This is a genomic window from Marinobacter maroccanus (assembly GCF_002933275.1).
Classification (GTDB): Bacteria; Pseudomonadota; Gammaproteobacteria; order Pseudomonadales; family Oleiphilaceae; genus Marinobacter; species Marinobacter maroccanus.
This window is the reverse complement of record NZ_PSSX01000017.1, coordinates 70,044-94,665: the sequence shown is the minus strand read 5'-3', so window position 1 is coordinate 94,665 and position 24,622 is coordinate 70,044. Positions and strand designations below refer to the sequence as shown.

General features: G+C 57.8%; 24 protein-coding genes. 17 read left to right on the top strand and 7 right to left on the bottom strand.

Translation table 11 applies throughout. The annotated features are described in order from the left end of the window. Positions 1 to 152 precede the first annotated feature (152 nt). From KEHDKFFH_RS16280 to KEHDKFFH_RS16270, 3 genes are all read right to left on the bottom strand, one after another. Positions 153 to 443 carry a PilZ domain-containing protein gene (locus KEHDKFFH_RS16280; protein ID WP_104322882.1) on the bottom strand — a complete coding sequence of 97 codons (291 nt, stop codon included), beginning with the start codon at positions 441 to 443 and terminating at the stop codon, positions 153 to 155. A gap of 4 nt (positions 444 to 447) precedes the next feature. After that, positions 448 to 1,119, bottom strand: a complete 672-nt coding sequence (locus tag KEHDKFFH_RS16275; RefSeq protein ID WP_104322881.1) for a TIGR04211 family SH3 domain-containing protein — start codon at positions 1,117 to 1,119, stop codon at positions 448 to 450. A 126-nt stretch (positions 1,120 to 1,245) separates the two neighbouring features. After that, complete coding sequence (locus KEHDKFFH_RS16270; RefSeq protein ID WP_104322880.1) at positions 1,246 to 1,545, bottom strand: YciI family protein; 300 nt, start codon at positions 1,543 to 1,545, stop codon at positions 1,246 to 1,248. 155 nt (positions 1,546 to 1,700) lie between these two features. Between KEHDKFFH_RS16270 and KEHDKFFH_RS16265 the strand changes: the two genes are divergently transcribed. Further along, positions 1,701 to 2,555, top strand: coding sequence for a PHP domain-containing protein (locus tag KEHDKFFH_RS16265; protein ID WP_422385700.1), 855 nt, complete (start codon positions 1,701 to 1,703; stop codon positions 2,553 to 2,555). Here KEHDKFFH_RS16265 and KEHDKFFH_RS16260 read toward each other — a convergent pair. Together KEHDKFFH_RS16260 and rne are read right to left on the bottom strand one after the other, a co-directional pair. Further along, positions 2,552 to 3,094, bottom strand: a complete 543-nt coding sequence (locus KEHDKFFH_RS16260; protein ID WP_104322878.1) for a YecA/YgfB family protein — start codon at positions 3,092 to 3,094, stop codon at positions 2,552 to 2,554. The two genes, KEHDKFFH_RS16265 and KEHDKFFH_RS16260, sit on opposite strands and share 4 nt — an antisense overlap. Positions 3,095 to 3,097: 3 nt before the next feature. Then, the gene (rne, locus tag KEHDKFFH_RS16255; RefSeq protein WP_104322877.1) at positions 3,098 to 6,244 is read right to left on the bottom strand and encodes a ribonuclease E; all 3,147 of its coding nucleotides are present in this window, start codon (positions 6,242 to 6,244) and stop codon (positions 3,098 to 3,100) included. A gap of 595 nt (positions 6,245 to 6,839) precedes the next feature. Between rne and rluC the strand changes: the two genes are divergently transcribed. The 3 genes from rluC to KEHDKFFH_RS16235 are packed head-to-tail and all read left to right on the top strand — an operon-like array spanning position 6,840 to position 9,625. Then, entirely contained in the window at positions 6,840 to 7,895 is a 1,056-nt protein-coding gene (gene rluC / locus KEHDKFFH_RS16245) for a 23S rRNA pseudouridine(955/2504/2580) synthase RluC (RefSeq protein ID WP_104322875.1), read from the top strand. Beyond that, complete coding sequence (locus tag KEHDKFFH_RS16240; protein ID WP_104322874.1) at positions 7,895 to 8,560, top strand: HAD family hydrolase; 666 nt, start codon at positions 7,895 to 7,897, stop codon at positions 8,558 to 8,560. Before rluC ends, KEHDKFFH_RS16240 begins: the two co-directional genes overlap by 1 nt. 21 nt (positions 8,561 to 8,581) lie before the next feature. Continuing rightward, positions 8,582 to 9,625, top strand: a complete 1,044-nt coding sequence (locus KEHDKFFH_RS16235; protein WP_104322873.1) for a S49 family peptidase — start codon at positions 8,582 to 8,584, stop codon at positions 9,623 to 9,625. Here KEHDKFFH_RS16235 and KEHDKFFH_RS16230 read toward each other — a convergent pair. Beyond that, positions 9,622 to 10,239, bottom strand: coding sequence for a Maf family protein (locus KEHDKFFH_RS16230; RefSeq protein ID WP_104322872.1), 618 nt, complete (start codon positions 10,237 to 10,239; stop codon positions 9,622 to 9,624). The genes KEHDKFFH_RS16235 and KEHDKFFH_RS16230 overlap by 4 nt on opposite strands. Positions 10,240 to 10,377: 138 nt before the next feature. Between KEHDKFFH_RS16230 and KEHDKFFH_RS16225 the strand changes: the two genes are divergently transcribed. From KEHDKFFH_RS16225 to KEHDKFFH_RS16165, 13 genes are all read left to right on the top strand, one after another. Continuing rightward, complete coding sequence (locus tag KEHDKFFH_RS16225; RefSeq protein WP_104322871.1) at positions 10,378 to 10,932, top strand: YceD family protein; 555 nt, start codon at positions 10,378 to 10,380, stop codon at positions 10,930 to 10,932. 100 nt (positions 10,933 to 11,032) lie between these two features. Then, positions 11,033 to 11,212: a 50S ribosomal protein L32 gene (gene rpmF, locus KEHDKFFH_RS16220; protein WP_008174968.1), complete on the top strand. Its 180-nt coding sequence runs from the start codon at positions 11,033 to 11,035 to the stop codon at positions 11,210 to 11,212. A gap of 43 nt (positions 11,213 to 11,255) precedes the next feature. Next, complete coding sequence (gene plsX, locus KEHDKFFH_RS16215) at positions 11,256 to 12,257, top strand: phosphate acyltransferase PlsX (protein ID WP_064229011.1); 1,002 nt, start codon at positions 11,256 to 11,258, stop codon at positions 12,255 to 12,257. Positions 12,258 to 12,369: 112 nt separating this feature from the next. Continuing rightward, on the top strand, positions 12,370 to 13,308 hold the full coding sequence (gene fabD / locus KEHDKFFH_RS16210; protein WP_104322870.1) for an ACP S-malonyltransferase: 939 nt from the start codon (positions 12,370 to 12,372) through the stop codon (positions 13,306 to 13,308). An 18-nt stretch (positions 13,309 to 13,326) separates the two neighbouring features. Then, positions 13,327 to 14,070, top strand: coding sequence for a 3-oxoacyl-ACP reductase FabG (gene fabG, locus KEHDKFFH_RS16205; RefSeq protein ID WP_104322869.1), 744 nt, complete (start codon positions 13,327 to 13,329; stop codon positions 14,068 to 14,070). A gap of 134 nt (positions 14,071 to 14,204) precedes the next feature. After that, positions 14,205 to 14,438: an acyl carrier protein gene (gene acpP / locus KEHDKFFH_RS16200; RefSeq protein WP_008174976.1), complete on the top strand. Its 234-nt coding sequence runs from the start codon at positions 14,205 to 14,207 to the stop codon at positions 14,436 to 14,438. Between the two features lie 130 nt (positions 14,439 to 14,568). Then, positions 14,569 to 15,816, top strand: coding sequence for a beta-ketoacyl-ACP synthase II (gene fabF / locus KEHDKFFH_RS16195; RefSeq protein WP_104322868.1), 1,248 nt, complete (start codon positions 14,569 to 14,571; stop codon positions 15,814 to 15,816). 8 nt (positions 15,817 to 15,824) lie between these two features. Further along, positions 15,825 to 16,643, top strand: a complete 819-nt coding sequence (pabC, locus tag KEHDKFFH_RS16190; RefSeq protein ID WP_104322867.1) for an aminodeoxychorismate lyase — start codon at positions 15,825 to 15,827, stop codon at positions 16,641 to 16,643. Positions 16,644 to 16,648: 5 nt separating this feature from the next. Further along, entirely contained in the window at positions 16,649 to 17,713 is a 1,065-nt protein-coding gene (gene mltG, locus KEHDKFFH_RS16185; RefSeq protein ID WP_104322866.1) for an endolytic transglycosylase MltG, read from the top strand. After that, positions 17,710 to 18,351, top strand: a complete 642-nt coding sequence (gene tmk / locus KEHDKFFH_RS16180; protein ID WP_104322865.1) for a dTMP kinase — start codon at positions 17,710 to 17,712, stop codon at positions 18,349 to 18,351. Before mltG ends, tmk begins: the two co-directional genes overlap by 4 nt. Positions 18,352 to 18,450: 99 nt before the next feature. After that, complete coding sequence (locus tag KEHDKFFH_RS16175; RefSeq protein WP_104322864.1) at positions 18,451 to 19,230, top strand: helix-turn-helix transcriptional regulator; 780 nt, start codon at positions 18,451 to 18,453, stop codon at positions 19,228 to 19,230. A gap of 303 nt (positions 19,231 to 19,533) precedes the next feature. Next, entirely contained in the window at positions 19,534 to 21,024 is a 1,491-nt protein-coding gene (gene putP / locus KEHDKFFH_RS16170; RefSeq protein ID WP_104322863.1) for a sodium/proline symporter PutP, read from the top strand. Between the two features lie 130 nt (positions 21,025 to 21,154). After that, positions 21,155 to 21,901, top strand: a complete 747-nt coding sequence (locus tag KEHDKFFH_RS16165) for a sulfite exporter TauE/SafE family protein (RefSeq protein WP_104322862.1) — start codon at positions 21,155 to 21,157, stop codon at positions 21,899 to 21,901. Between the two features lie 113 nt (positions 21,902 to 22,014). Here the strand turns inward: KEHDKFFH_RS16165 and KEHDKFFH_RS16160 are convergent, their stop codons facing one another. Beyond that, positions 22,015 to 24,609: a bifunctional aconitate hydratase 2/2-methylisocitrate dehydratase gene (locus KEHDKFFH_RS16160; protein WP_104322887.1), complete on the bottom strand. Its 2,595-nt coding sequence runs from the start codon at positions 24,607 to 24,609 to the stop codon at positions 22,015 to 22,017. Positions 24,610 to 24,622 lie beyond the last annotated feature (13 nt).

Genomic DNA, 24,622 nt, shown 5'->3' with positions numbered 1-24,622 from the left:
ACTGCGTTATCTCGCGTATTGGCAATCCGGTCGGGACTATTGGGCTAGATCTGTCGCCAACTGAATTTAATGCGCCCAAACGCAACGAACCCCGGAAAAAACCGGGGTTCGTCAGCAATCTGAAACGGCGGCCAATGGCCGTCGTTTTCTATTCAGCGAGTGACTTCGCTGATGTTTGTTCCCAAGAGGAATCCATCCCCTTCTGGCTCGCAGCGAATGACTTCGCAAACGGTTTCCAGTGGCGGGAACTGATCACTGCTGGGGTGAAGAACCGTCTGGAGTTCCTCTCCCACGGCCACCTCCCGCTCGACGTATAGCTGCATGCCGGCGGCACTCAGGTCGCGGCAAACTCCTGTGAAGCGATTGCCCTGGCTATCGGTAATTTCAATTTCCGAGTTTACCTGCATGCGGTGGAAATCGCGTTTTTCCGAGTAATCCTTCATGGCATCAGGCCCAGTTGTCGGTTTTTCTGGTCGGTTTGAGCATCGGGATGATCAGTGCCAGCAGTACACCACCGAGAACCAGGCCTGCGCCCAGCAGCATGAAGTCGTATTCCTTGCTGGCTTCAAGACGTTCGTTTTCGGCCGTGAGTACCTCAAGGTCGTTGCGAATTTTCTGGTTTTCTTCACGGAGCTCGCGATTGCGACGTTCCAGGTTAATGGAATCGGCGGCGATACTCTTGATCCGCTGCAGCTCTTCCTGGAGCTCCTGTGAACGGTCAGAAAGGGAGGCCTCCGAGCTTTCCAGAGAGTCTCGCTCACTAACGACGTTAGACAGCTGCTCCTTGACCCGGTCCAGCTCCGCGCGGGTCTCTTCCAGTTGGCGATTGGCTGTCCGAAGGCGGTCGGCGGCGATGGGCGTCTCGCTCAGGTACTGGCTGGATACCCAGCCTTCATTGCCTTTCGGAGTGCGGACCCGGGTATAACCGGAATCAGAGGCTTCGAGCACTTCAAGCGGTGTGCCGCTGGGCACTGCATTTTCGATGATCCGATATTGGGAACCAGCGCCGGACCTCACCGGAAGGTACAACTGGTCGTCTACCCAGACAGTTTTGGCCTGGGCAACGGCGATGGACGACACTGCGAACAATACACTGATGGCGAGGCGAAAAAGCGTCACTGGTTAGGTTCCCTGAAATTCTGCAGTTGAAATCTGAACGTGATCAAAAGCGCAATTTTGTCACAGATGCCCCGCCGTGCAAGCGAGCCATCATTACAATAAACTCATGGAGCCTCGGGCCTTTGCCTATGGCAAAACGGCCTTGAAGGGCTTCACCAGCACCTTCTGGTACACGCCCGCATCGACGTAAGGGTCGGCATCCGCCCAGGCCTGAGCTGCTTCCAGAGAGTCGAATTCCGCGATCACCAGGCTGCCGGTAAAGCCGGCATCGCCGGGCTCGGGTGTATCAAGTGCCGGATGAGGGCCGGCAACAAGCAACCGGCCTTCCGCTTTCAAAGCCTGTAGCCGCTCTATATGTGCAGGGCGGGCGGACTGGCGCAACGGCAGGCTGTTCTCGACGTCTTCACTGATAATCGCGTAATACATTCAGCTCTCCGTAATGACTTTCATATGCTAGGTAATCGAGCAGATAATCAGCGGTCGTGTCGCGCCGGGGTTGGCTGGTACACTGTAAATCCATGGCATGCCGCCAGTTATCTGATGATTCAGGATATTTTGTGACTATACCGCAAGACCCGCATTTGTGCATTGATCTGCACTGCCACAGCACGGCTTCTGATGGCGCGCTATCACCGGCGGCGCTGGTTGAGCGGGCTGCCGGTCGCGGCGTCACCCACCTTTCCCTGACCGACCATGACACGATCGCGGGACTTGTCGAAGCGCAGGTTGCGGCGCAGGCACAGGGCATTGTGCTGATTCCGGGGGTTGAGCTTTCCTGCCTCTGGAAGAGCCGCACCATCCACATCGTGGGCCTCGATTTTGATCCTGAGGCAGACGGTTTCCGGCAGGCGCTGGAGCAGCAGAATGACAATCGATGGTCACGTGCACGAATGATCGCCGAACGGCTGGGCAAGCTTGGTGTTGATGATCTTCTCGGTAAGGCGTCTGAGGCTGCCGGCGGCGATGTCCCGGGGCGCCCGCACTTTGCCCAGGTTCTGACAGAGGCTGGTGTGGTTCGCAATACTGCCCAGGCATTCAAGCGATATCTTGGTAACGGTAAGGCTGGTGATGTAAAGGCTTTTTGGCCGGAGCTTCCAGAGGTCGTTCGTTGGATTACCGAAGCGGGTGGCGTTGCGGTTCTTGCCCATCCCCGAAAATATCAGCTTACGGCAACCAAGCTCAGGGAACTGACTGCGGATTTCCGAAGGGCAGGGGGGCAGGCAATTGAGGTGTCTACCTCAGGTCAGTCCAGTGGCGATCTGGGTTTTCTGGCGGAGCTGTGCCGGAAAGAGAAGCTGTTGGCATCGCAGGGCAGTGATTTTCACTTTCCCGGCGCTCCCTGGTGTGAGCTTGGCCGTATCATGAAAATGCCAGACGGGCTTGAGCCGGTCTGGCATTCATTCAGGCAACCTGTTCTGAGCGACGCGCCGGCTTAATCCGGCGCGTGGAACAGCAGGTAAAGGTCCGTCAGTGAGTCCGGGATGGCATCGGCCATCTGCCGGGACAACTTGTCACTGTTGCGAACCTTCTGGAAGTCCTCGTCATCGAACAGTCCCGAAAGGGTCAGCATAGGCACCATCAGATCGGCGGTTTCTTCCTCGCTGGCCGCTTCCAGCCACTGCTCTTCGTGTTCAAGGAACGTATCCACGAACCCTGCACACCAGTTTTCCAGAGCGTTCATCGGGTCGCCGTCCTCCGGCTCCGGCAATTCCAGGGCCTGCCCCATATCCAGGGCATGGGCCATGTCATTGGCCAGTTGGGCGGAGCAACGCCTGAACACCTCGGGAATCCCGGTGTCGGGAACCTGATCGGCGCCCGTGGCGAGGCGGAAAATTTCTTCCGCGCTCAGTTCAGCCGGGCCGACGACGCTGGCACAGACCACCCCGTGGAAACCGAAGAAATCCAGGGCATCATCGCCCCACGGCTCGGCAAAGAGGATATCTTCCAGCGCTTCAATGTCGGAGTTCGATAGCATCAGTTAGTTACTCCCGGCCTTTTTGGCCTCTTCCGCAGCCTTCTGGCGCTTGCGGACTTCTCTTGGGTCATTGTAGGCGCGGCCCGGTGTCACCGGAACGTCAACTGCCGGAGCTTCAGCAGGCGTGTCCTGCGCTGCTGTTTCGGAGACTGAAGGCTTTTCGACCTTCTCTGGCTCTGCTTTTTCAGTCACCGCCTTCTCAGCTTCAGCCTTTGCAGGTGCCGGTTGCTTCGGTTCCGGTTGGGCTTCGGGAGCCGGGCTCTCGGTTGCTGCCTTTTTCTCCGTTGGCTTTTCAGCCTTCTCGGGTTCGGAGGCTGTCTCGGATTTGGCCGCCGCTTCGGGCTTGGCCTTCGCCGCGGGCGTCTCCTTTGATTCTGCAGGCTGCTCTTTGGCCGCAGGCGCCTGTTCGCCTTTGGGGGCTGCCTTCGATTCCGGCTCTGGCTTGGCGGCGGCAACTTTTTCGCCCTTATCCTCAGACTTCTGGCGAGGTTCGGAGCTTTTTTCGGCCTTGGCCGGCTCTGCTTTCTCAGGCTTCTCCTCAGGCTTCTCAGCCTTTGCTTTGTCTGCTTCAGGCTTTTCAGCAGGTTTTTCAGCTGGCTGGTCGGCCGCATTTTCGGCCTTTTCCGGTTGAACCTCTGGCTTGCTGTCTGAAGTCGCCTTGTCTGCGGATGCCTGCTCAGGCTTGTGTTCCTTTTCAGGCTCTTGCTGGGCTGCCGCTGCTTTCGGTGCTTCCTTGGCAGCGGGCGCCGTCTCGGTCCGGGTTTCAGCTTTCTCGGACTTTGCGGGCGCCACCGGCTTGCTCGCGGTCTCCTGCGTTTGCTCGGCTTTTACGTCCACCTTGGCGTCGTCACGAGCTTTTTCCGGCTGGGTATCCTTCTGGTGCTTCTCGCTGCGGGCGGCTTTACGATCCGCCGGTGCCGAAGCTGGTGTCTCAGCGGGAGAGCCGTCACGATTGCGCTGGCGACGCGGCTTGCGGCGCTTTTCGTCCGTGCCGGACTTGTCAGCCGGACCAGATTTGGCTGCGTTATCCTGCGGGCCCTGATCCTTCTGCTCGCGGTTGTCTTTCTGATCCCGCTGGGGCTTGTTACGGCCGCGGCCCTGATTGTCGCGACGGTTGTCACGGCGGTTATCAGAGCCTTTGTTGTCAGTGCCCTTGTTATCGCCTCCGCGGGTATCCGTGCCTTTGCTGTCTGCGCTCTGGCGATTCTGGTTGCCACGGCTCTGCTCATCACTGCGGTTGCGTCCGCGCCCACGGTTGTCGTCACCGCGACCCTGTTGGCCGCCCTGACGGCGTTCATTACCGCTGCGGTTGCCACCGGAACGCTGGTCATCCCCGCGGGCTACCCGGGACTTGCGACGATCCTGACGGCCCTGATTTCGGCGATCTTCGCGCTGGCTTTTGCCCTCGTCGCGATTTTCGATCTTTTGCTCTTCCTCGCCACTGAAGAACGCGGAGATCTTACGGCCGAGCCGCCGGAACAGGCCCTCTTCCTGCTCCGCCACTTCGGCGGCCTTGGGTTCTGCCGGGGTGGGCGCAGGTGCACTGGGTCGGATGGCCTTCACAGCGGCCTGCTCACGAACCGGCTTTTCTGGGGCTGGTGCCTCAAAGATTTCCTCTTCACGCTCGCTGTACTCCTGGGCCACCTGGTGGCTGGAGATATGCTCGGGCGTGGTTTCATCCTGACGCATCCGGATGATTTCAAAGTGCGGCGTTTCCATGTGTGGAACCGGAACCACCACCACGCTGACTTCCTGTCGGGCTTCAATGTCAGCCAGCTGTTTGCGCTTCTCGTTGAGCAGGAAAGTGGCCACGGAAACCGGCACAACGGCCCGTACTTCGCCAGTCTTGTCCTTCGAGGACTCCTCGTAGATCAGGCGCATGATGCTCAGGGCGAGGGATTCAATGCCGCGGATCGTACCCTGGCCTTCGCATCGGGGGCAGACTTCGCTGCGGGTCTCTCCCAGGGAGGGGCGCAAGCGCTGTCGGGACATTTCCAGCAGGCCAAATCGGGAGATTTTGCCGACCTGAACCCGGGCCCGGTCTATTTCCAGGGCCTCGCGCATCTTCTGTTCCACTTCCCGCTGGTGCTTGGCTGGCGTCATGTCGATGAAGTCAATGACTATCAGGCCGCCCATGTCACGCAGGCGCAGTTGGCGGGCAATTTCCTCGGCCGCTTCCAGGTTGGTCTGGAAAGCGGTTTCCTCGATGTCCTGACCCTTGGTGGCCCGGGAGGAGTTGATATCGATGGAAACCAGAGCTTCGGTTGGGTCAATCACGATGGAGCCGCCGGAGGGCAGTTTTACTTCCCGCTGGAACGCTGTTTCGATCTGGCCTTCAATCTGATAGCGGCTGAACAGGGGGATTTCATCTTTGTACAGCTTGATCTTGTTTTCGAAGGTGGGCATGACCGCACGAACGAAATTCAGAACGTCTTCATAGACCCCGTTGGCGTCAATCAGCACTTCGCCAATGTCCTGGCGAAGGTAATCGCGAACCGCACGGATAATAACGTTGCTTTCCTGGTGAATCAGGAAGGGAGCCTTGCGTTCGCCAGCGGCCTGGGTGATGGCTTCCCAGAATTGCACCAGATAGTCCAGATCCCACTGAAGTTCTTCGGTGCTTCGGCCAATACCGGCGGTGCGAACGATGATGCCCATGGATTTCGGCACCTGGACATCGTTCATGGCTTCTTTGAGTTGCGCCCGCTCATCGCCCTCAATTCGGCGGGAAATGCCGCCGGCACGGGGGTTGTTGGGCATCAGCACCAGATAACGGCCGGCCAGGGAAATAAAGGTGGTGAGGGCTGCGCCTTTGTTGCCACGCTCTTCCTTGTCGACCTGGACAATCACTTCCTGGCCTTCGGATACCACGTCCTTGATGTTGATCTTGCCTTCAATCTGGCCGGGAGACTTCTTGAAGTACTCCTTGGAGATTTCCTTCAGCGGCAGAAAGCCATGGCGCTCGGCGCCGAAATCCACAAAGGCAGCCTCAAGGCTGGGCTCGACGCGGGTAATGCGGCCCTTGTAAATGTTGGCTTTCTTCTGCTCGCGGGAGCTGGATTCGATATCAAGATCAAACAGACGCTGGCCGTCAACCAGGGCGACGCGCAACTCTTCAGGATGAGTTGCATTGATAAGCATTCTTTTCATGGAAAGAAAGAGTTCCTGTCGTTTAATTTGACAGAAAACCGGAGGGGTTCGCATCAGCGAAGCAGGATGTGCGTGCCGCGGGCCCTGTTACATCAAGGGCGGACCGGCGGCCAGACAAATCAGACCCTTCGGGGGTGTGATCCTATCGGTCTGAGACCAACGCCGACGATCCGGCTGCCTGTGGGCAGGGAGAGGTCGTGTAAGGTTCGTGTCTGTTGACGCATGTTATCCGTTTTCAGGTTCACTCAGGTGCCTGGGTCTCACGTCGTATTCGTATGCTGGACGGCCCGGCCCTGGGTGGCAATGATTCTTCGCGATGTCGCCCGCGGTTTTCCGCGCGGTTTTTCTTTCTCCCGGGTACAGGGCGCAGTCTTTTGAAGATCTGTCCTGGTCCTCCGGGAGCATTTCTCTCGCCGTTCCCGGTAGTGATTGGGTGCACGGCGTTCAAACTCTCGAATAGTGTCGGTATACTTCTGCCGCTCCGGCTTCTGACTTGAGTTGGTCAGGCCGTAGACAAACGGCAGATCACGCCGGAATATAACAGTATTCATGCAGCCGTTCAATCCTGCAGTCACTTCATCACCCAAGGAACTTCATGTCCCGAAAGTCTGCGAGCAAAAAGCCAGCCCGAGTCAGGCCGGAAAAGCCGGTAAAGACAAGTAAGGCGGGCAACGAAAGTGCGGCGGTCCTTGGAGAAGTTCGTCAGGGTGTGCAGTGGGTGACTGTGGACGAGGACAACGAAGGCCAGAGGGTGGACAACTTCCTGCTCGCCCAGCTTCGCGGTGTGCCCAAGAGTATTATCTATCGGGTGATACGAAAGGGCGAGGTGCGGGTTAACAAGGGGCGTGTGAAGCCGGATGCCCGCGTGAAAGCTGGTGATCAGGTACGCATACCGCCTGTCACCCGCAAGGAAAAGCCCGAGCAGGTGGCCCCCGGTTCCCGGGTTCAGGGCGTGATGGAGTCGGCCATTGTGTTCGAGAATGACCAGATGCTGGTGGTCAACAAGCCCTCCGGGATTGCGGTTCACGGTGGCAGTGGGCTGAGTTTCGGACTGATCGAGGTGCTTCGTTCGGCTCGCCCGTCGGCAAAATTCCTTGAGCTTGTTCACCGTCTGGATCGTGATACATCCGGTCTGGTCATGGTGGCCAAGAAACGATCCGCGTTGCGTTATCTGCAGGATGAGCTGCGCCAGAAGCGTATCCGCAAACACTACCATGCGCTGGTTGCCGGTGACTGGCCGGTCAGTGTTGACCGTGTTGATGTGCCGCTGCTGCGCTATGAGATGCCCAACGGCGAGCGCCGGGTAAAGGTTGATGACTCAGGGAAGGCGTCCCTGACCACGTTTCGCTGTCTGGAGCGTTATGCCGGATACAGCCTGGTCGAAGCCTCGCCGATCACCGGCCGGACTCACCAGATCCGGGTGCACAGTGCCTGGGCTGGTCATCCGATTGCGGGTGACGACAAGTATATGGATGATGTCAGCCTCAAAGCGTTTCGGTCCATCGGTGGCCAGCGACTGATGCTGCATGCCCGGGCCCTGGAGTTCACCTTGCCGGTTTCCGGTGAGGCCATGCGCCTGGAGGCGCCCTACGACGATGCATTCAACGACGTACTCAGAAAACTTTCTGGGCGTCTCAAAGGATCCGATTAATGAACGTCAGAGTGGTTATTTTTGACTGGGACGGGACCCTGGTGGACTCGGTTGAGCACATTGCCGACAGCCTTCATCAGGCTGCAACCGAGCTGGGGTATCCCGCTCTGGAGCGCGAGGCTTATCGGGATATTATCGGTCTTGGCATGGTCGAGGCGCTGGAGAAGCTCTATCCGGGTATCAGTCGGGACGAAATGAACAGCATTCGTGAAGGTTACGCGCGCTATTTCTTCAGCAAGGTGACAACACCCCAGAACGTGTTTGAGGGGATGGCAGATGTGGTTGCCGATCTGCGCGGATCCGGGCGCAGCTGTTCCGTTGCCACTGGCAAGAGCCGGCGCGGGCTGGATTTTGCCCTGGTTTCCAGCGGCCTTGGTGATCACTTTGAGATTACCCGATGCGCCGATGAGACGCGCTCAAAGCCTGATCCTGCCATGCTCGAGGAAATCCTTCGTTTCTACCGTATTGATCCCGAGGACGCTGTGATGATCGGCGATACCCGATATGACCTGGAAATGGCGCAGCGTATTGGCATGCCTTCCATCGGGGTAGAGTGGGGTGTGCATAAGCGGGACGTGCTGGGTGATTATTCCCCGCACGCTATTGTCGATTCCGTGCCTGACCTCCGTCGGGTGCTGGGGCTTTTAAAAGACCGAATTCATTGAAGTTGCTGACAGGATGCGTGCATGAGTGACTGGGAATCTGACAAGTCTGCCGATTGGGGTGACAGGCCGGTGGAGCCGGAGAAGGAAAGTAAGCCGTTTTTCGGACGTAAGTCTCCGAAGCTTCCGCCCGAATCCGGCCGTGACTGGAAGCTTATTGAAAAGCTGGTTATGTCGCTGCAGGCCGAGCAGCGCAGAAGCCGTCGCTGGGGCATCTTTTTCAAGTTCCTCACTTTCGGGTACCTGATCGCCTTGCTGTTCATGTTCAAATTTCCCCTCGGCGAGTCCCTTGACGGGGTGGCAGGAAAGCATACTGCTCTGGTGGAGATTACCGGGCCGATCGCTGCAGACGAGCTGGCAAGCGCAGACAATATTGTCGGTTCTCTCCGAACAGCCTTTGAAGAGCCGAATTCGGTGGCCGTGATCCTGCGCATTAACAGTCCGGGTGGTAGTCCGGTTCAGGCGGGCTATGTCTACGACGAGATCAAGCGCTTGCGGGAGGAGTATCCGGAGAAGAAGGTTTATGCCGTGATCTCCGATATTGGCGCCTCCGGAGCCTACTACATTGCTGCGGCAGCGGATGAAATATACGCCAATCGTGCCAGCCTTGTCGGCTCGATCGGGGTAGTGGCTGGTGGCTTCGGGTTCACCGAGGTAATGGAGAAAATTGGCGTCGATCGCCGCCTCTATACTGCAGGTGAAAACAAGGCTTTCCTGGATCCGTTCTCTCCGGAGCAGGAAGAAGAGGTAGCGTTCTGGCAGAGCGTGCTGGAAAACACCCATCAACAGTTTATCGAAGCGGTCAGGCAGGGGCGTGGTGATCGCCTGGCGGATGACGAGCGACTGTTCAGTGGCCTGGTGTGGAGTGGCGAGCAAGCTGTTGAGCTCGGGTTGGCCGATGGGCTTGGCAGTGCGTCACACGTGGCACGGCAGATTGTCGGGCAGGAAGAGCTCGTTGACTACAGCCGCCGCAGATCGCCGTTCAGGGATATTGTTGATCAGCTTGGTGTTGCCTTTGGTGAGGGCTTTGCCAGTCAGTTGGTCGAGTCCAGTCTCCAGCTGCGTTAAGATCTTTCGGGCTCGGGCCGGTTTTCCAGTAGGGGGTTCCGGCCCCAGCGCCGAAGCATATCGTTCAGGGCAATCAAGGGTAATCCCACCAGGCTGTTCGGGTCTCGGCCCTCCAGAGCGTCGAACAGTGTGATGCCCAAGCCTTCCATCTTGAAGCTGCCGGCGCAGTCGTAGGGTTTCTCATGCAGCAGGTAGGCGTCTATTTCCTCGTCAGTCAGATCACGGAATCGGACGTTGTAGGGCTCGCATAGACTCTCGAGCTTTCCGGAATCGGCGTCAAGCAGCGCCAGGCCGGTGAGAAACAGTACTCGGTGACCACTGCTCTGGCGTAGCTGGTTTGTTGCCCGCTGATGATTGCCGGGCTTGCTCAGCACCGAGCCGTCCGGGAGGCAAGCCACCTGGTCGGAGCCGATAATCCAGTGGTTGGGGTAGCGATCTGCCAGTGCTCTGGCCTTATTCTCGGATAGCCGTGTGGCCAGAGACTCTCCGGATTCCCCTGGTTCTGGCGATTCGTCGATGTCAGGGCTGGCGCAGGTAAAGGGCAGGCCCAGTCGGTCGAGCAGAGCCTTTCTGTAAGGTGATGAAGATGCCAGTAAAAGCGGTTTTCGGGTCATGGGTAGTATCCTGTTAGTGCCTGGCCAGCGTATCTGAGGTGCGGTTATCGTAAATTACACCTATCTGCACGGAAACCCTTGTGAAAAAGCAACGAAGTCTTTGACAGCAGCGGGCTGCGCCCCTAAAATTGCGCGCCTATGTCAAACGCGTCCAACGCCGAGTTGCCCAAATCTGTTGATCCTTACCGGTTAGCGGAACAGAACAGCACACTGGAGGGAGAGATTCCCATCAGCGGGCTTGGCCGTTTTCGCGAAGCCGTTCTCGGGTTCTCGGAAGGCGCTGCGTGCCGGGTGAAGCTGTCTTTCTTTATGGACGGCGAGCGGCGTCGCGTTGTTTCGGGTGAACTGGCCGCTCCGGTGGATCTGGAATGTCAGCGGTGCATGGGGGCCATGAGCGTGAATCTGGTCTCCCAATTCAAGCTGGGGCTGGTCACCAGTGACGAGCAGGCGCAACAGCTACCGAAAGAGCTCGAGCCGTTTCTGACCGATGATTTCACCGCGGATCTCTGGTCGATGGTGGAAGACGAGCTGTTGCTGGTGTTGCCACCGTTCCCGTTTCACGAACGGGACGAGTGTCCGGCCCGGGAAGATCTGGAAGCTTACGAGCCTGACGGCTCGGGGGCTGAGCCGGTGAGAAAGTCGGGCGAGAATCCGTTCAGTGTCCTGGCGGATCTCAAGAAGACAAAGCATTAACCGGGCGTGGGTGTCCCTCGGGAAGCCGGCGCACATTTAACGAACAGACGTTACTTATTCAGCAAGACAAAGTTTACGTTAACAGGTCAGGAGCATAATCATGGCTGTACAGCAAAACCGTAAGACCCGTTCCAAGCGTGGCATGCGCCGTTCACACGACGCCCTGAGCGCCGCTGCTCTGAGCACTGATGCGACCACCGGTGAAGTTCATCGTCGTCACCACGTGTCTCCGGACGGCTTCTACCGTGGCAAGCAGGTAATCGAAGCTCGCGACGAGTAATCTCGTTGCCGCTATGCATCGCCAGGAATCGGATGGCAGAACGGTGAAACCGGTCACCATCGCGATTGACGCCATGAGTGGCGACCGCGGCGCAGCCGTTGTGGTTGCCGCTTCGTTGCAGGCGGTGCGCGAAAATGAAGCCTTGAGCATCGTTCTGGTGGGAATCCGGAGCGAGCTTGAGGCTTTGTTGCGTGAAGGGCATGCCCGAATCCGCATTGTTGAGGCTGCGGATGTAGTGCGCATGAACGAGCGCCCGTCGCACGCTCTTCGTCACAAGAAGAATTCATCCATGGCCATTGCGCTGAGCCTCGTCCGGGACGACGAAGCCCAGGGTTGTGTCAGCGCCGGGAACACCGGTGCGTTGATGGCGTTCGGCCGCACCATTATCCGGATGTATCCGGGCATAGAGCGCCCCGCCATTGCCAAGCTGATTCCCTCGTTAAGAGGTCGTTGCCACGTCCTTGACCTGGGTGCCAATGTCGACTCCACCGCCGAAAACCTTTATCAGTATGCCTTGATGGGCTCACTGATGGCGTCTGCCATCTGCAGCCAGGCGGAGCCGCGGGTTGCCTTGCTGAACGTTGGTGAGGAGGAAATCAAAGGGAATGAGCAGGTACGGTTGGCATCTCACATGCTGGCCCAGTGCGATACCATCAACTACATCGGTTATGTGGAAGGCAGTGATCTGTTCCGGGACGTGGCCGATGTGGTGGTCTGTGATGGCTTTGTCGGCAACATTGCCCTGAAAACCGGCGAGGGCGTTGCCGGACTGCTGATTGAGCTGATGGAGCAGGCTTTTACCCGAAATCTCTACGGCAGGCTGGTCGGCCTGCTGGCCCGGCCGATTATCGGTCGGCTTCTGCAATTGATGGATCCTTCCCGGCACAACGGTGCCAGTCTGCTCGGCCTCCAGGGTGTGGTGATCAAAAGTCATGGCAACGCCAACGAACGCGCTATGCTCTCGGCCATTCGCCAAGCTGTCAGGGAAGTTGAGCTGGAAGTGCCCCGCCGAATCAATGAGCGTCTCGACGATCTCATGCTTTGAGTGCCTGAGACTAAAGTCTGTCCCGGTTTGGCCACGCGTTCGCGGATAATTGGCCTAACTTGTACTATTGGCTAATCTCACGTAACCACCCAATGACGATAAGATCCCGCTTATGAAATCAGCCTTTATTTTTCCAGGACAAGGGTCGCAATCAGTGGGCATGCTTTCGGCTGCCGCTGAAGCTTGGCCCATTATCGACAGAACCTTTGCCGAAGCCTCCAATGTGCTTGGCTACGACCTCTGGGCGCTCTGCCAGAAGGGCCCGGCCGAAGAGCTCAATAAAACCATGGTTACCCAGCCTGCGCTACTGACGGCCAGTGTTGCCCTGTGGCGGCAGTGGTTTGTGGCGGGTGGTAGTGCGCCGGATTTTCTTGCCGGTCACAGTCTGGGCGAGTATAGCGCCCTGGTCGCCGCCGAGAGCCTCGACTTTGTGGAAGCGGTAAAGCTGGTTCGCCTGCGGGGTGAGCTCATGCAGGACGCCGTGCCGGCCGGGGAAGGCAAAATGGCGGCCATCCTGGGTCTCGAGGACGACGACGTTGTTGCAGCCTGTGAAGCAGCGGCTCAGGATGATGTGGTTTCTGCAGTTAACTTCAATGCTCCGGGCCAGGTCGTCATTGCTGGCTCGGCCGCCGCGGTTGAGCGCGCCATTGACGCCTGCAAGGAAAAAGGCGCTCGCAAGGCCATGCCATTGCCGGTCAGTGTCCCTTCCCACTGCGCCTTGATGAAGGGCGCTGCGCAGGAATTGGCAAAAGCGTTGGAAGATGTGCGTTTTAATGATGCTGTCATCCCGGTTATACAAAATGTTAACGCCGCCGCCGAGACCGAATCCGCTACACTGAAGGCCAACCTGCTCAAGCAGCTTTATTCACCGGTCCTCTGGACGGATTCTGTGCGTACTCTCGTTGCCAACGATGTCGAAGTCGCCGTTGAGTGCGGCACCGGTAAAGTTCTGGCAGGGCTTGCCAAACGTATCGACCGGGCTTTGGCAGTTCACAGTATTGAAGACCAGGATTCGCTGGCGAAGGCGTTGGACGCCTTCGGCCAGTCCTGAAACCAAAGGGAGTTATTCATGTCTCTGGAAGGTAAAACCGCACTGGTAACCGGTGCGACCCGCGGTATTGGCCAGGCGATTGCCCGTGCGCTGGCTGCGCAGGGTGCTGAAGTCGTCGGTACGGCGACCAGTGAGGCCGGTGCCGAGTCCATCACCAATGACCTCCAGTCGGCCGGTTACAAAGGCTATGGCATGGTCATGAATGTGGCCGATCCGGCCAGCATCGAAGCAGGCCTGAAGCAGCTGACGGAAAAATCCGGCGCACCTCTGATTCTGGTCAACAACGCCGGCATTACCCGTGATAACCTGCTGATGCGTTTGAAGGACGAGGACTGGGCGTCAGTTCTGGAAACCAATCTGTCCAGCGTTTACCGCACCAGCAAAGCGGTGCTTCGCGGCATGGCGAAGGCTAGATGGGGTCGGATCATTAATATCAGCTCCGTGGTTGCCGGTATGGGTAACCCCGGGCAGGGCAATTACTGCGCTGCCAAGGCCGGCGTTGAAGGGTTTACCCGGAGCCTTGCCAAAGAAATGTCGAACCGGGGAATCACCGCAAATTGTGTGGCTCCCGGATTTATTGACACGGATATGACAAAAAAACTGGACGACAAGCAGCGCGAGACTATGCTGGAAATCATACCCGCGGGTCGTCTGGGTGAGCCGGAAGAAGTGGCAGCCGTGGTTGCCTTCCTGGCATCAGATGCAGCCGGATACGTGACGGGTGAAACCATCAACGTGAACGGCGGAATGTACATGGGATAAGGCTCCGGTCGGGGTCTGTGCGCAACTCCTTGTCGCACAACATGTTTATCAGAATCCCTGCTTGTCTGCAGGTAGGGTTTAAACTAAACTGGCAGCACTAGAGTTGCTTGGTTGACACACAAAGTGAGGACATTATGAGTACAGTTGAAGAGCGCGTGAAGAAGATCGTTTGTGAACAGTTGGGCGTTAAAGAGTCCGAGGTTCAGAACTCATCTTCTTTTGTAGAGGATCTTGGCGCTGACTCACTGGACACCGTTGAGCTGGTTATGGCACTGGAAGAGGAATTTGAAACCGAGATTCCTGACGAGGAAGCCGAGAAGCTGACAAGTGTTCAGGACGCGATCGACTACATCGTCGCGCACACCTGATACTCTGCATTTAAGAAAGCCAGGCAAAAAGCCGTCCTTGTGAAACAGCGAGGGACGGCTTTTTTATTGGCTGAAAATCAGGTTCAATCTGCGTTCAGTTTCATTCGGACAAGATCAGGTGCAACAGGTTATGACTAAACGGCGAGTTGTCATTACAGGCATGGGCATGCTGTCTCCGGTCGGCAATAGCGTGGAGTCGTCCTGGCAAGCGATTCAGGCCGGACGTAGCGGGATCGGTATGATCGATCGCTTTGATGCGTCGGCCTATAACACAAGGATTGGAGGTGCCATCCGGGACCTGGATATGGAGTCCTACCTTTCTCCCAAGGACGCCCGGAAGCTCGACGCTTTTATCCACTATGGCTTGATTGCTGCCCAACAGGCAGTGGACGACAGTGGCCTTGAGTCTTTTGACAGACTTGACCGGGAGCGCGTCGGTATTGCCATTGGCTCAGGCATCGGTGGCCTCGAGTACATCGAGAAAAGCGTTCTCACCATGGACAAGTCCGGGCCCCGAAAGGTTTCGCCGTTTTTCGTGCCAGCCTCTGTCATCAATATGATCTCCGGGAACGCTGCTATCCGTTTCGGCTATCGCGGCCCGAACATTGCAATCGTGACCGCCTGCACTACCGGCACCCATAACATCGGCTACGCGGCCCGTACGATTGCCTATGGCGACGCCGAAGTGATGCTGGCCGGTGGATCGGAAATGGCGACCACGCGTACCGGCATGGCTGCTTTCTCTGCTGCCCGGGCACTGTCTACCCGCAACGATGAGCCGGAAAGAGCCAGCCGCCCCTGGGATAAAGATCGGGACGGCTTCGTGCTCAGTGATGGTGCCGGTGTGGTGGTTCTTGAGGAACTTGAACACGCCAAAGAGCGGGGTGCCACGATATACGGCGAAGTGGTTGGCTTCGGGATGAGTGACGACGCTCACCACATTACTGCGCCGCCAGAGGACGGTGAGGGCGCGGCCCGTTCCATGGCTAATGCCGTGCGTGACGCCGGCCTGAAACCGGAAGAGATTGATTATATCAATGCCCACGGTACCTCCACCCAGGTCGGTGATGTCGCCGAAGTGGCTGCTGTCCGGAGGGTATTCGGCGCGCATGCTGAAAAGCTGGCCATGAGCAGCACCAAGTCCATGACCGGGCACCTGCTGGGCGCCGCCGGTGCCGTGGAAGCAATCTTCTCGGTCTTGGCCATCCGCGATAGTGTGCTACCACCAACCATCAATCTGGACAATCCCGATGAAGGGTGCGATCTGGATCTTGTGCCCCACAAGAGTCGTCAGGCCGATGTTAGGGTGGCACTGTCCAACTCGTTCGGATTCGGTGGTACCAATGGCACCCTGATTTTCCGTCGCTACGAAGGCTGATAATCGCTGTGTTTCGTCTTTACTGGGCCGATGAGGCCGGCCTGCCCGCCGATGACCGTGGGCTGGCCTATGGCGACGGGCTGTTCGAAACTATCCGGATGTCCGGGCAAAGAGGGGTTCTGTTATCCCGCCATCTGGAACGAATGGTGCGCGACGCCGGGCGACTTGGTATTGAGGTTTCCCGGAAGGAGCTTGCCAACGTTTGCGTCGAGGCGGCGCAACGTTTCGCCGATCGTTTCAAGGCAGATGGCTGGATCCTCAAGCTGACACTGACCCGTGGCAGTGGCGGGCGTGGGTATCGCCCGGATCCCGGGATGGAGCCTAATCTGCTGGTTTCCGCATCACCTATGCCGCCGGCGCCGGATTCGGAGGGCGTGGCGGCTGATTTCTCCAAAGTGCCGTTGGCGGTCAATCCTTTTGTGGCCGGAATAAAGTCTCTGAACCGGATTGAGCAAGTACTGGCGGCTGCGGAACTCGGGCCTTCACTGTTCGAGGTGATCATGGCGGATCGCGATGGCAACTTGGTCGAAGGCACCCGTACCAATCTTCTGCTTCGTCAGGGAGGCGGCTGGGTGACGCCCCCTGCATCCAGTCTGGCGGTTGCCGGTGTGCTAAGGCAGTGGCTTCTGGAGCGTCTGCGGCAAAGGGGGGAGACGGTGACAGAGCGTCCGGTCACGGTAAATGATGTGCTCGGCCCGGATTGCCAGGGTCTGTTTCTGCTGAACAGCGTGCTGGGCATTGTTCCGGTTCGCACTATTGCCGGTCATGATTTGCCTGTCGATAGCGGACTTGCGACAATCTTCAATCCTCTCGAAACACTGGAATAAATCGTTTGTTCAAGAAGTTATTGCTTGCGTGCGTTTGTGTCGCCGTCCTCGCCTCGGCAGGAACCGGCCTCTGGGTGTGGCAGGGTCTGCAAGGCCTGAAAAAGCCGGTGATACTGGAAGAGCCGCTGCTTTTTGACGTTCCCCAGGGCAGTTCCTTTATCGAAGTGGTTGGTCGGCTCGAGGCTGAGGGTCTGGTTTCAGACCGGCTGTGGCTGAGGCTGTACGGTCGGCTCGAACCTGGGCAGACCCGGATCAAGGCTGGCCAGTACGAGTTTCTCAGTGGCATGAGCCCCAGGGATATGATCGGTACCATGGTGTCGGGGGATACCAAGCACTGGTATGTGCAGTTCATCGAGGGCTGGACCTTCAAGGACGTGAGAGCGGCTCTGGCCCAGGCTGAGCGGCTTCAGAAGGTCACCGGCCAGTGGACCAGTGAGCAGATCATGGCAGCCGTTGGCGCCGAGGGTGAGCATCCCGAAGGGCGATTTTTTCCGGATACCTACGCCTTTACCAGCAGCGAATCTGACCTCGACCTTTTGAAGCGGGCCTTCAACCGGATGGAAACAGTGCTGGCCGAGGAATGGGAGGCGCGGGAAGAAGGGCTTCCTTACGACACGGCATACGAAGCCCTGATCATGGCCTCGATTGTAGAGCGTGAGACGGGTGCGCCCCATGAGCGGGACCAGGTTGCGGGCGTGTTTGTCCGGCGTCTCCAGAAGGGCATGAGGTTACAAACCGACCCTACGGTCATCTACGGCATGGGCGACAGTTATCAGGGGCGGATAGGGCGCAAGGACCTGCGCACCTATACACCCTACAATACTTACAGAATCAATGGTCTGCCTCCCACACCCATTGCCCTCCCAGGCCGTGAATCCATTCATGCGGCCCTGCATCCGGATGACGGCGATGCACTTTATTTCGTTGCCCGGGGTGATGGCACGCACAAGTTTTCACGCACACTGTCGGAGCACCAGAAAGCCGTGCGTGAATTCCAGTTGAACAGACGTGACGATTACCGTTCCTCACCTGCGCCACAGGGTAACGACGCCGATGAGGATGCGGGATGACTGTTCGTGGGCAGTTCATAACGTTTGAGGGTACCGAGGGGGTTGGCAAGTCAACGCAGTTGGCGAACGCAGCCGACACACTGGATCATATGGGTGTCGATTATATCGTCACCCGGGAGCCTGGTGGCACGCCGATGGCTGAGTCCATCCGCGAACTCCTGCTGGCTCCCCGGGATGAGCCGGTGAATGAAATCACCGAGCTACTGCTGATGTTTGCTGCCAGGGCCCAGCACCTGCATACGCGGATTTTGCCAGCCCTTGAACGTGGCCAATGGGTCTTGTGCGATCGTTTTACCGATGCGACGTTTGCCTATCAGGGCGGCGGACGCGGCGTTCCCGAGGAACGAATCGCCCTGCTTGAAACTCTGGTACAGGGTGACATTCGTCCGGATTACGTGATTGTCCTGGACGCCCCCGTGGACACGGGGATGGCCAGGGCCCGCAGGCGGGGCGAACTTGATCGGTTCGAACAGGAAGATCTGGAGTTCTTTCAGCGAATCAGAGATGCCTATCTTGCCCGGGCAACGGCACAGCCCGCCAGATATCACGTAATTGATGCCGCACGCCCACTGGCTGAGGTTTCTGAGCAGGTTTCGGAGCTGTTGAAGCGGTGGTTGAGCCGTTCAGCGGTGCGCTGAGAGCTGCGAGTTTCCCCGATGTTTCTGTTCCGTTCGTGCACTTTCTGTAATGTTCTGCTTTAATTGAGGAACATTCTCAGTTAAACGCTGGCAGTTTTAATGGTTAACGCGAAACTTCTGAAGCTTCCCATGGCCGCGCATCAGCACTGGCATGAACATCACCAGATTGTGATCGGGGTGCGGGGCGAAGCCGAGTTAAGCGTTGATGGGGCTGGGGCTTATCTGGACACCTGGCGAGCCTACCTGGTACCCACGGAAGCCCGACACGATTATCGTGGCAATGACCAGAATCATGTTCTGGTGATCAATCTCGATCCGCTTATGCCTGCCGTCAATTCTCCAGCCCACGCCGATTACGAGCGTATGATGCGGGTGTTTGAAAAGCCGCGAACCTTGCAGATGGATAGTCGCTTACATGGTCTCGTCCAGTTCGCCGCTGGCGAGTTTGACCGAGCGCCCAATCATACAACGCTCCAGCAGCACCTGGCTTCAAGCATTCTGTATTGTATGGCTGACCGGATCTCAGATGGCCAGTCCTTCACGTCAAACCGGAATGCTATCAGCCCTGATGCAGTCCGACGTTACATTCTCAAGAATCTCCACAAGAAGATAACCGTTGAAGACATGGCGGGAGAGGTTTGCCTCAGTGTCAGCCGTTTCCATGAGGTGTTCAGGGAGGTGGCAGGTATAACGCCGCACCAGTTTCTGTTACAGACACGCCTTGATCAGGCCGCCAACCTCCTCGCAACAACGACCCTGACAGTGTCCGAAATCAGTTACCGAACGGGTTTCTCGTCCCAAAGCGCGCTGACAAATGCCTTGCGGAAATACAAGGGGACCACGCCATCAAGATTGCAGGTTGGCGAGAGTGTGGCCTGATTTGGCCGGCCCGTTCCTTAGTCCCGTAGGATTGTGCAAAAGAATCGTAGGATTTCGTAAGCCTGAAATCCGGACTAATACTAAGTTATAGCGACTGGAGCCCGGTCTCACGCGAGCGTGCGGGGCGAGAGTCGCAAAGGTTATTTGCGCACTCAGGTTCAGGGAGTGATCACAAGGAAATTCCCTGCTTCAAATGAGATGGAACTCGGAAACAAAAGAAGAACAGTGCAGCGAGTTGGCATAAGGTCAGCCATGTGCTTTGCGAGCGGATCTATTCCGACTCATTAAACCGGAGGAGCCCCTATGGCTATTGGTGTTTGGATCAGTCTATTTGCTTACTTTGCGCTCATGATTGCCATCGGCGTTTATGCCATGCGCAGAGCTACGTCTTCATCCGAGGACTATATGTTGGGTGGCCGAGCCCTCAGTCCGAAGGTGGCTGCGCTTTCGGCAGGTGCTTCAGATATGAGTGGCTGGCTGCTTCTGGGTCTGCCAGGCGCGCTGTTTGCGTCCGGTCTGGGATCTGCCTGGATTGGTATTGGCCTGCTCGTCGGTGCATTCTTTAACTGGACCCTGGTTGCGCCCCGCCTCCGTGAACAGACTGTTCACTACGGCAATGCGATCACCATCCCGTCTTTCCTGGCAAATCGATTCCCGACACAGGCCCTGTCGCTGCGCACCGTCTCGGCGATCGTTATTGTCATTTTCTTCGCAGTCTACACAGCGTCGGGCCTGGTGGCCGGCGGTAAGCTGTTTGAGAGCGCATTCGCCGGAATTTTCAACTTCGGTGGCATGAGTGATTACGCAGCAGGCATCGTGATTACCCTTGGTGTGGTTCTGGCTTACACCGTCGTGGGTGGATTCCTGGCCGTGAGTATGACGGACTTTGTGCAGGGCTGCATCATGATGCTGGCTCTGGTCATCATGCCCGCGGTTGTGCTGTTTGGTGAAGGCGGCGGCGGTTTCGCACAGGCCTCTCAAACCCTGAACGAGGTTGATCCCACGCTACTTTCCTGGACGGAGGGGCTAACCTTCATTGGTTGGTTGTCTGCCGTTACCTGGGGTCTGGGTTATTTTGGTCAGCCCCACATCATCGTGCGCTTCATGGCCATCCGTACGCTGAAAGACGTACCGGTTGCCCGGAACATCGGCATGAGCTGGATGCTGATTTCCCTGATCGGCGCGATTTCTCTGGGCGTATTCGGCCGTGCCTACGCCATCCGTAATGGCATGGACGTACAGGATCCGGAAACCATCTTTATCATCCTGTCAGACATGCTGTTCCATCCCCTGATTACAGGCTTCCTGTATGCGGCCCTGCTGGCGGCGGTGATGAGTACCATCTCCAGTCAGCTGTTGGTGTCTTCTTCCTCGCTGACAGAAGATTTCTATCGTCTGTTCCTGCGTAAGGAAGCAACTGACAAGGAGTGCGTAAATATCGGTCGCGTGTGCGTTGTCCTTGTTGGTCTCGTGGCAGCCGTCATCGCCTCCGATCCGAACTCTCAGGTTCTGGCCCTGGTTGCTAACGCCTGGGCAGGCTTTGGTGCTGCCTTCGGTCCGCTGATTATCCTGTCGCTGATGTGGCGTCGCACTAACGGCGCAGGTGCCATCGCTGGCATGGTTGTCGGTGCGGCCACGGTCATGATCTGGATCGCAATGGGCTGGAACGGCTCGTTCATGGGTGGTCCAGGTGTCTATGAGATCATTCCGGGCTTCATTGCCGCCTTCATTGCAATCCTGGTAGTGAGCTCGGTAACTGCCGATGCCGGCGAGTATCAGCATATCGAGCGGTAAAGAGAATCGCGCAAAGCGCGTTTGAAGAAGTGAAAAAGGGCTCCTTCGGGAGTCCTTTTTTTGGTCATAATGATTCCGGATCGTTCGTCTCTTTTATGGCGACACCCCAATCCGCAACGGAGCGCGATGAGTGACTGTTCTGGAAGTCCTGGCATTACTGTCGATCGGTGGCATTGCCGGGTTTATTAACGTTCTCTCAGCTGGCGGATCGATGCTGACTCTGCCGCTATTGATGTTTTTGGGGTTGCCGCCACAAGTGGCCAATGGCACCAACAGGGTGGCGATAACGCTGCAGAGTATCACTGCAGTAGGCAGCTTCTACCGGATGGGGCATGGCAACCTGGTCGTCAGTGTGCATCTGGCCTTTCCCGCGGTTCTCGGCTCGCTTCTGGGCGCCTGGATTGCTACCTGGGTATCGGACACTGTCTTCGAGTGGGTGTTGGTGTCCGCCATGATCGGCGCCTCCGTATTTATGCTTCTGCCGCAACCGGTGCTCAGTACCCGGCCGCTGACCCCGGAGCGTCTCAGTCCGGCCATTTATCTCGCGATGTTCGTCGTTGGCATGTACGGCGGATTCATTCAGGTAGGCGTTGGCGTGCTGTTCATTGTGGTGCTTTACCACATGCTCAAGATCGACCTGCGCCAGGTGAACGTGCTCAAGGTATCGATCGTGTTGCCTTTTACATTCGCTGCTCTGGTGGTCTTCGCTCTCAACGACCAGGTTCGCTGGGGTGTGGGTCTGACGCTGGCGCTGGGTAATATCACTGGTGCTTTCATTGCTACCCGGGTGAATATGAGCAAGCGCGGAGCACGTTGGATTAAATTGATTACCCTGGTGATGGTGGCGGCGATTCTGGCCAGGCTGATTTGCTATTGATCGCCAACAAGTCACGCGTGTAACGCGTGTAACAGTTAATGGCAAACCGTGTTCCATAAAAAACGCCAGCCCGAGGGCTGGCGTTTTTGGAGCTAAACCTTAAAAGTCACTGCTCAGGCAACGTTTGCCTCAGAGGCCTTCTTGGTGTAGTTCTCCATCTGGTCGAAGTTGAGATACTTGTAGATCTCTTTCGACATGCTGTTGAGGTCCTTGGCGTACTCCATGTATTCCTCGGCGGAGGGGAGTTTGCCCAGTACCGCGCCAACCGCTGCCAGTTCCGCGGAGGTCAGGTACACGTTGGCACCATCGCCCAGACGGTTCGGGAAGTTACGGGTGGAGGTCGACAGGACGGTGCTCTTGGCCGCCACACGCGCCTGGTTACCCATGCACAGGGAGCAGCCCGGCATCTCGGTGCGAACACCGGCGGTGCCGTAGATGTTGAAGTAGCCTTCTTCCATCAGCTGAGCCTGGTCCATCTTGGTGGGCGGTGACATCCACAGACGGGTCTTCAGGGGTTCCTTGTTCTGCGCCAGCAACTTACCGGCGGCACGGAAATGACCGATGTTGGTCATGCAGGAACCGATGAATACCTCGTCAACCTTGTCGCCGGCCACTTCGGACAGCGTCCGGGCGTCGTCCGGATCGTTCGGGCAGCACACGATCGGCTCCTTGATTTCAGCCAGATCGATTTCCACCACGTGGGCGTACTCCGCGTCCTTGTCGGCACGCATCAGCTTCGGATCGGCCAGCCACTCTTCCATCTGCTGTGCGCGACGCTCCAGGGTACGTGGGTCGCCGTAACCTTCAGCAATCATCCAGCGCAGCATGGTGATGTTGGAGCGCAGGTACTCGGCCACGGACTCTTCAGACAGGTTGATGGTGCAGCCAGCAGCAGAGCGCTCGGCAGAAGCGTCAGACAGCTCGAACGCCTGCTCTACAGTCAGGTGCTCAAGGCCTTCGATTTCCAGGATGCGACCGGAGAACTCGTTGATCTTGCCTTTCTTCTCAACGGTCAGCAGGCCCTGCTTGATGCCGTACAGCGGGATAGCGTGTACCAGGTCACGCAGGGTGATGCCCGGCTGCATTTCGCCCTTGAAGCGAACCAGAACGGATTCCGGCATGTCCAGCGGCATAACGCCGGTGGCAGCAGCGAACGCCACCAGACCGGAGCCGGCCGGGAAGGAGATGCCCATGGGGAAACGGGTGTGAGAGTCACCACCGGTACCCACGGTGTCCGGCAGCAGCATGCGGTTCAGCCATGAGTGGATGATACCGTCGCCCGGACGCAGGGAAACACCGCCACGGGTACGGATAAAGTCCGGCATGGTGTGCTGCATTTCCACGTCAACCGGCTTCGGGTAAGCAGCGGTGTGGCAGAAAGACTGCATGACCAGATCGGCCTGGAAGCCCAGACACGCCAGATCTTTCAGCTCGTCCCGGGTCATCGGGCCGGTGGTGTCCTGGGAGCCGACTGTCGTCATGTGTGGCTCGCAGTAGGTGTTCGGACGAACGCCTTTGCCTTCTTCCAGGCCACAGGCTTTGCCGACCATCTTCTGGGCCAGGGTGAAGCCTTTGGTGCCGGCTTCGGGATCTTTCGGCAGGCGGAACAGGTCGGTCGCGCCCATGCCCAGTGCTGTACGAGCCTTGGCGGTCAGGCCACGGCCGATAATCAGCGGAATACGGCCGCCGGCCTGAACTTCGTCCAGGATCACGTCGGACTTGAACTTGAACTCGGAGATGGTTTCGCCGGCCTCGTTCAGGATCTTGCCTTCGTACGGGCGGATCTCGATAACGTCGCCCATGTTCATGTCGTCGACAGGGGCTTCGAAAACCAGGGCACCGGCATCTTCCATGGTGTTGAAGAAGATGGGAGCAACCTTGTTACCGATACAGACACCGCCGGCACGCTTGTTCGGCACGCCCGGGATGTCTTCACCGAAGAACCACAGAACGGAGTTGGTGGCCGACTTACGGGAGGAGCCGGTACCGACCACATCGCCCACGAATGCAACAGGCAGGCCTTTGGACTTGATTTCGTCGATCTGGCTCATCGGGCCGGTTACACCCGGCTCTTCCGGCTTCAGGCCATCACGTTCCATTTTGTAGGCTGCGCGAGCGTGCAGCGGGATATCCGGGCGGGACCAGGCATCCGGGGCCGGGGACAGGTCGTCGGTATTGGTTTCGCCGGTGACCTTGAACACCACCATCTTGGTGCTCTCGGGCACCTTCTTCTTGTTGGTGAACCACTCGCCGTTGGCCCAGGATTCAACCACGGCCTTGGCAACGGCGTTGCCTGCGTCCATCTTTTCCTTCACATCGTTGAAGGCGTCGAACATCAGCAGAGTGCGCTTGAGCTGCTCACCGGCCAGTTCAGCCAGTTCGGAGTCGTCCAGCAGGTCAACCAGGGTCGCGATGTTATAGCCGCCCTGCATCATGCCCAATAGCTTCACCGCTTTGGGCTTGTCCAGCAGGGGAGAGGATGCTTCGCCTTTAACAATGGCGGTCAGGAAAGCGGCCTTCACATAGGCGGCCTCATCCACGCCCGGCGGAACGCGGTTTTCCAGGAGATACACCAGGGTATCTTCCTCACCGGCCGGCGGGTTTTTCAGCAGATCGACCAGAGCAGCGGTCTGCTCGGCGTTCAGGGGCTTGGGAGGAATACCCAGGGCTTCACGTTCAGCAACGTGTTCACGATAGGCTTCTAACACGATATGGACCCTC

What these genes read in the sequence shown, in the direction of transcription:
- KEHDKFFH_RS16280 (WP_104322882.1), bottom strand. Translation starts at nt 443, where the DNA reads ATGAAGGATTACTCGGAAAAACGCGATTTCCACCGCATGCAGGTAAAC.
- KEHDKFFH_RS16270 (WP_104322880.1), bottom strand. Translation starts at nt 1,545, where the DNA reads ATGTATTACGCGATTATCAGTGAAGACGTCGAGAACAGCCTGCCGTTG.
- KEHDKFFH_RS16260 (WP_104322878.1), bottom strand. Translation starts at nt 3,094, where the DNA reads ATGCTATCGAACTCCGACATTGAAGCGCTGGAAGATATCCTCTTTGCC.
- rne (WP_104322877.1), bottom strand. Translation starts at nt 6,244, where the DNA reads ATGAAAAGAATGCTTATCAATGCAACTCATCCTGAAGAGTTGCGCGTC.
- rluC (WP_104322875.1), top strand. Translation starts at nt 6,840, where the DNA reads ATGTCCCGAAAGTCTGCGAGCAAAAAGCCAGCCCGAGTCAGGCCGGAA.
- KEHDKFFH_RS16240 (WP_104322874.1), top strand. Translation starts at nt 7,895, where the DNA reads ATGAACGTCAGAGTGGTTATTTTTGACTGGGACGGGACCCTGGTGGAC.
- KEHDKFFH_RS16235 (WP_104322873.1), top strand. Translation starts at nt 8,582, where the DNA reads ATGAGTGACTGGGAATCTGACAAGTCTGCCGATTGGGGTGACAGGCCG.
- KEHDKFFH_RS16230 (WP_104322872.1), bottom strand. Translation starts at nt 10,239, where the DNA reads ATGACCCGAAAACCGCTTTTACTGGCATCTTCATCACCTTACAGAAAG.
- KEHDKFFH_RS16225 (WP_104322871.1), top strand. Translation starts at nt 10,378, where the DNA reads ATGTCAAACGCGTCCAACGCCGAGTTGCCCAAATCTGTTGATCCTTAC.
- rpmF (WP_008174968.1), top strand. Translation starts at nt 11,033, where the DNA reads ATGGCTGTACAGCAAAACCGTAAGACCCGTTCCAAGCGTGGCATGCGC.
- fabD (WP_104322870.1), top strand. Translation starts at nt 12,370, where the DNA reads ATGAAATCAGCCTTTATTTTTCCAGGACAAGGGTCGCAATCAGTGGGC.
- fabG (WP_104322869.1), top strand. Translation starts at nt 13,327, where the DNA reads ATGTCTCTGGAAGGTAAAACCGCACTGGTAACCGGTGCGACCCGCGGT.
- acpP (WP_008174976.1), top strand. Translation starts at nt 14,205, where the DNA reads ATGAGTACAGTTGAAGAGCGCGTGAAGAAGATCGTTTGTGAACAGTTG.
- fabF (WP_104322868.1), top strand. Translation starts at nt 14,569, where the DNA reads ATGACTAAACGGCGAGTTGTCATTACAGGCATGGGCATGCTGTCTCCG.
- tmk (WP_104322865.1), top strand. Translation starts at nt 17,710, where the DNA reads ATGACTGTTCGTGGGCAGTTCATAACGTTTGAGGGTACCGAGGGGGTT.
- KEHDKFFH_RS16175 (WP_104322864.1), top strand. Translation starts at nt 18,451, where the DNA reads ATGGTTAACGCGAAACTTCTGAAGCTTCCCATGGCCGCGCATCAGCAC.
- putP (WP_104322863.1), top strand. Translation starts at nt 19,534, where the DNA reads ATGGCTATTGGTGTTTGGATCAGTCTATTTGCTTACTTTGCGCTCATG.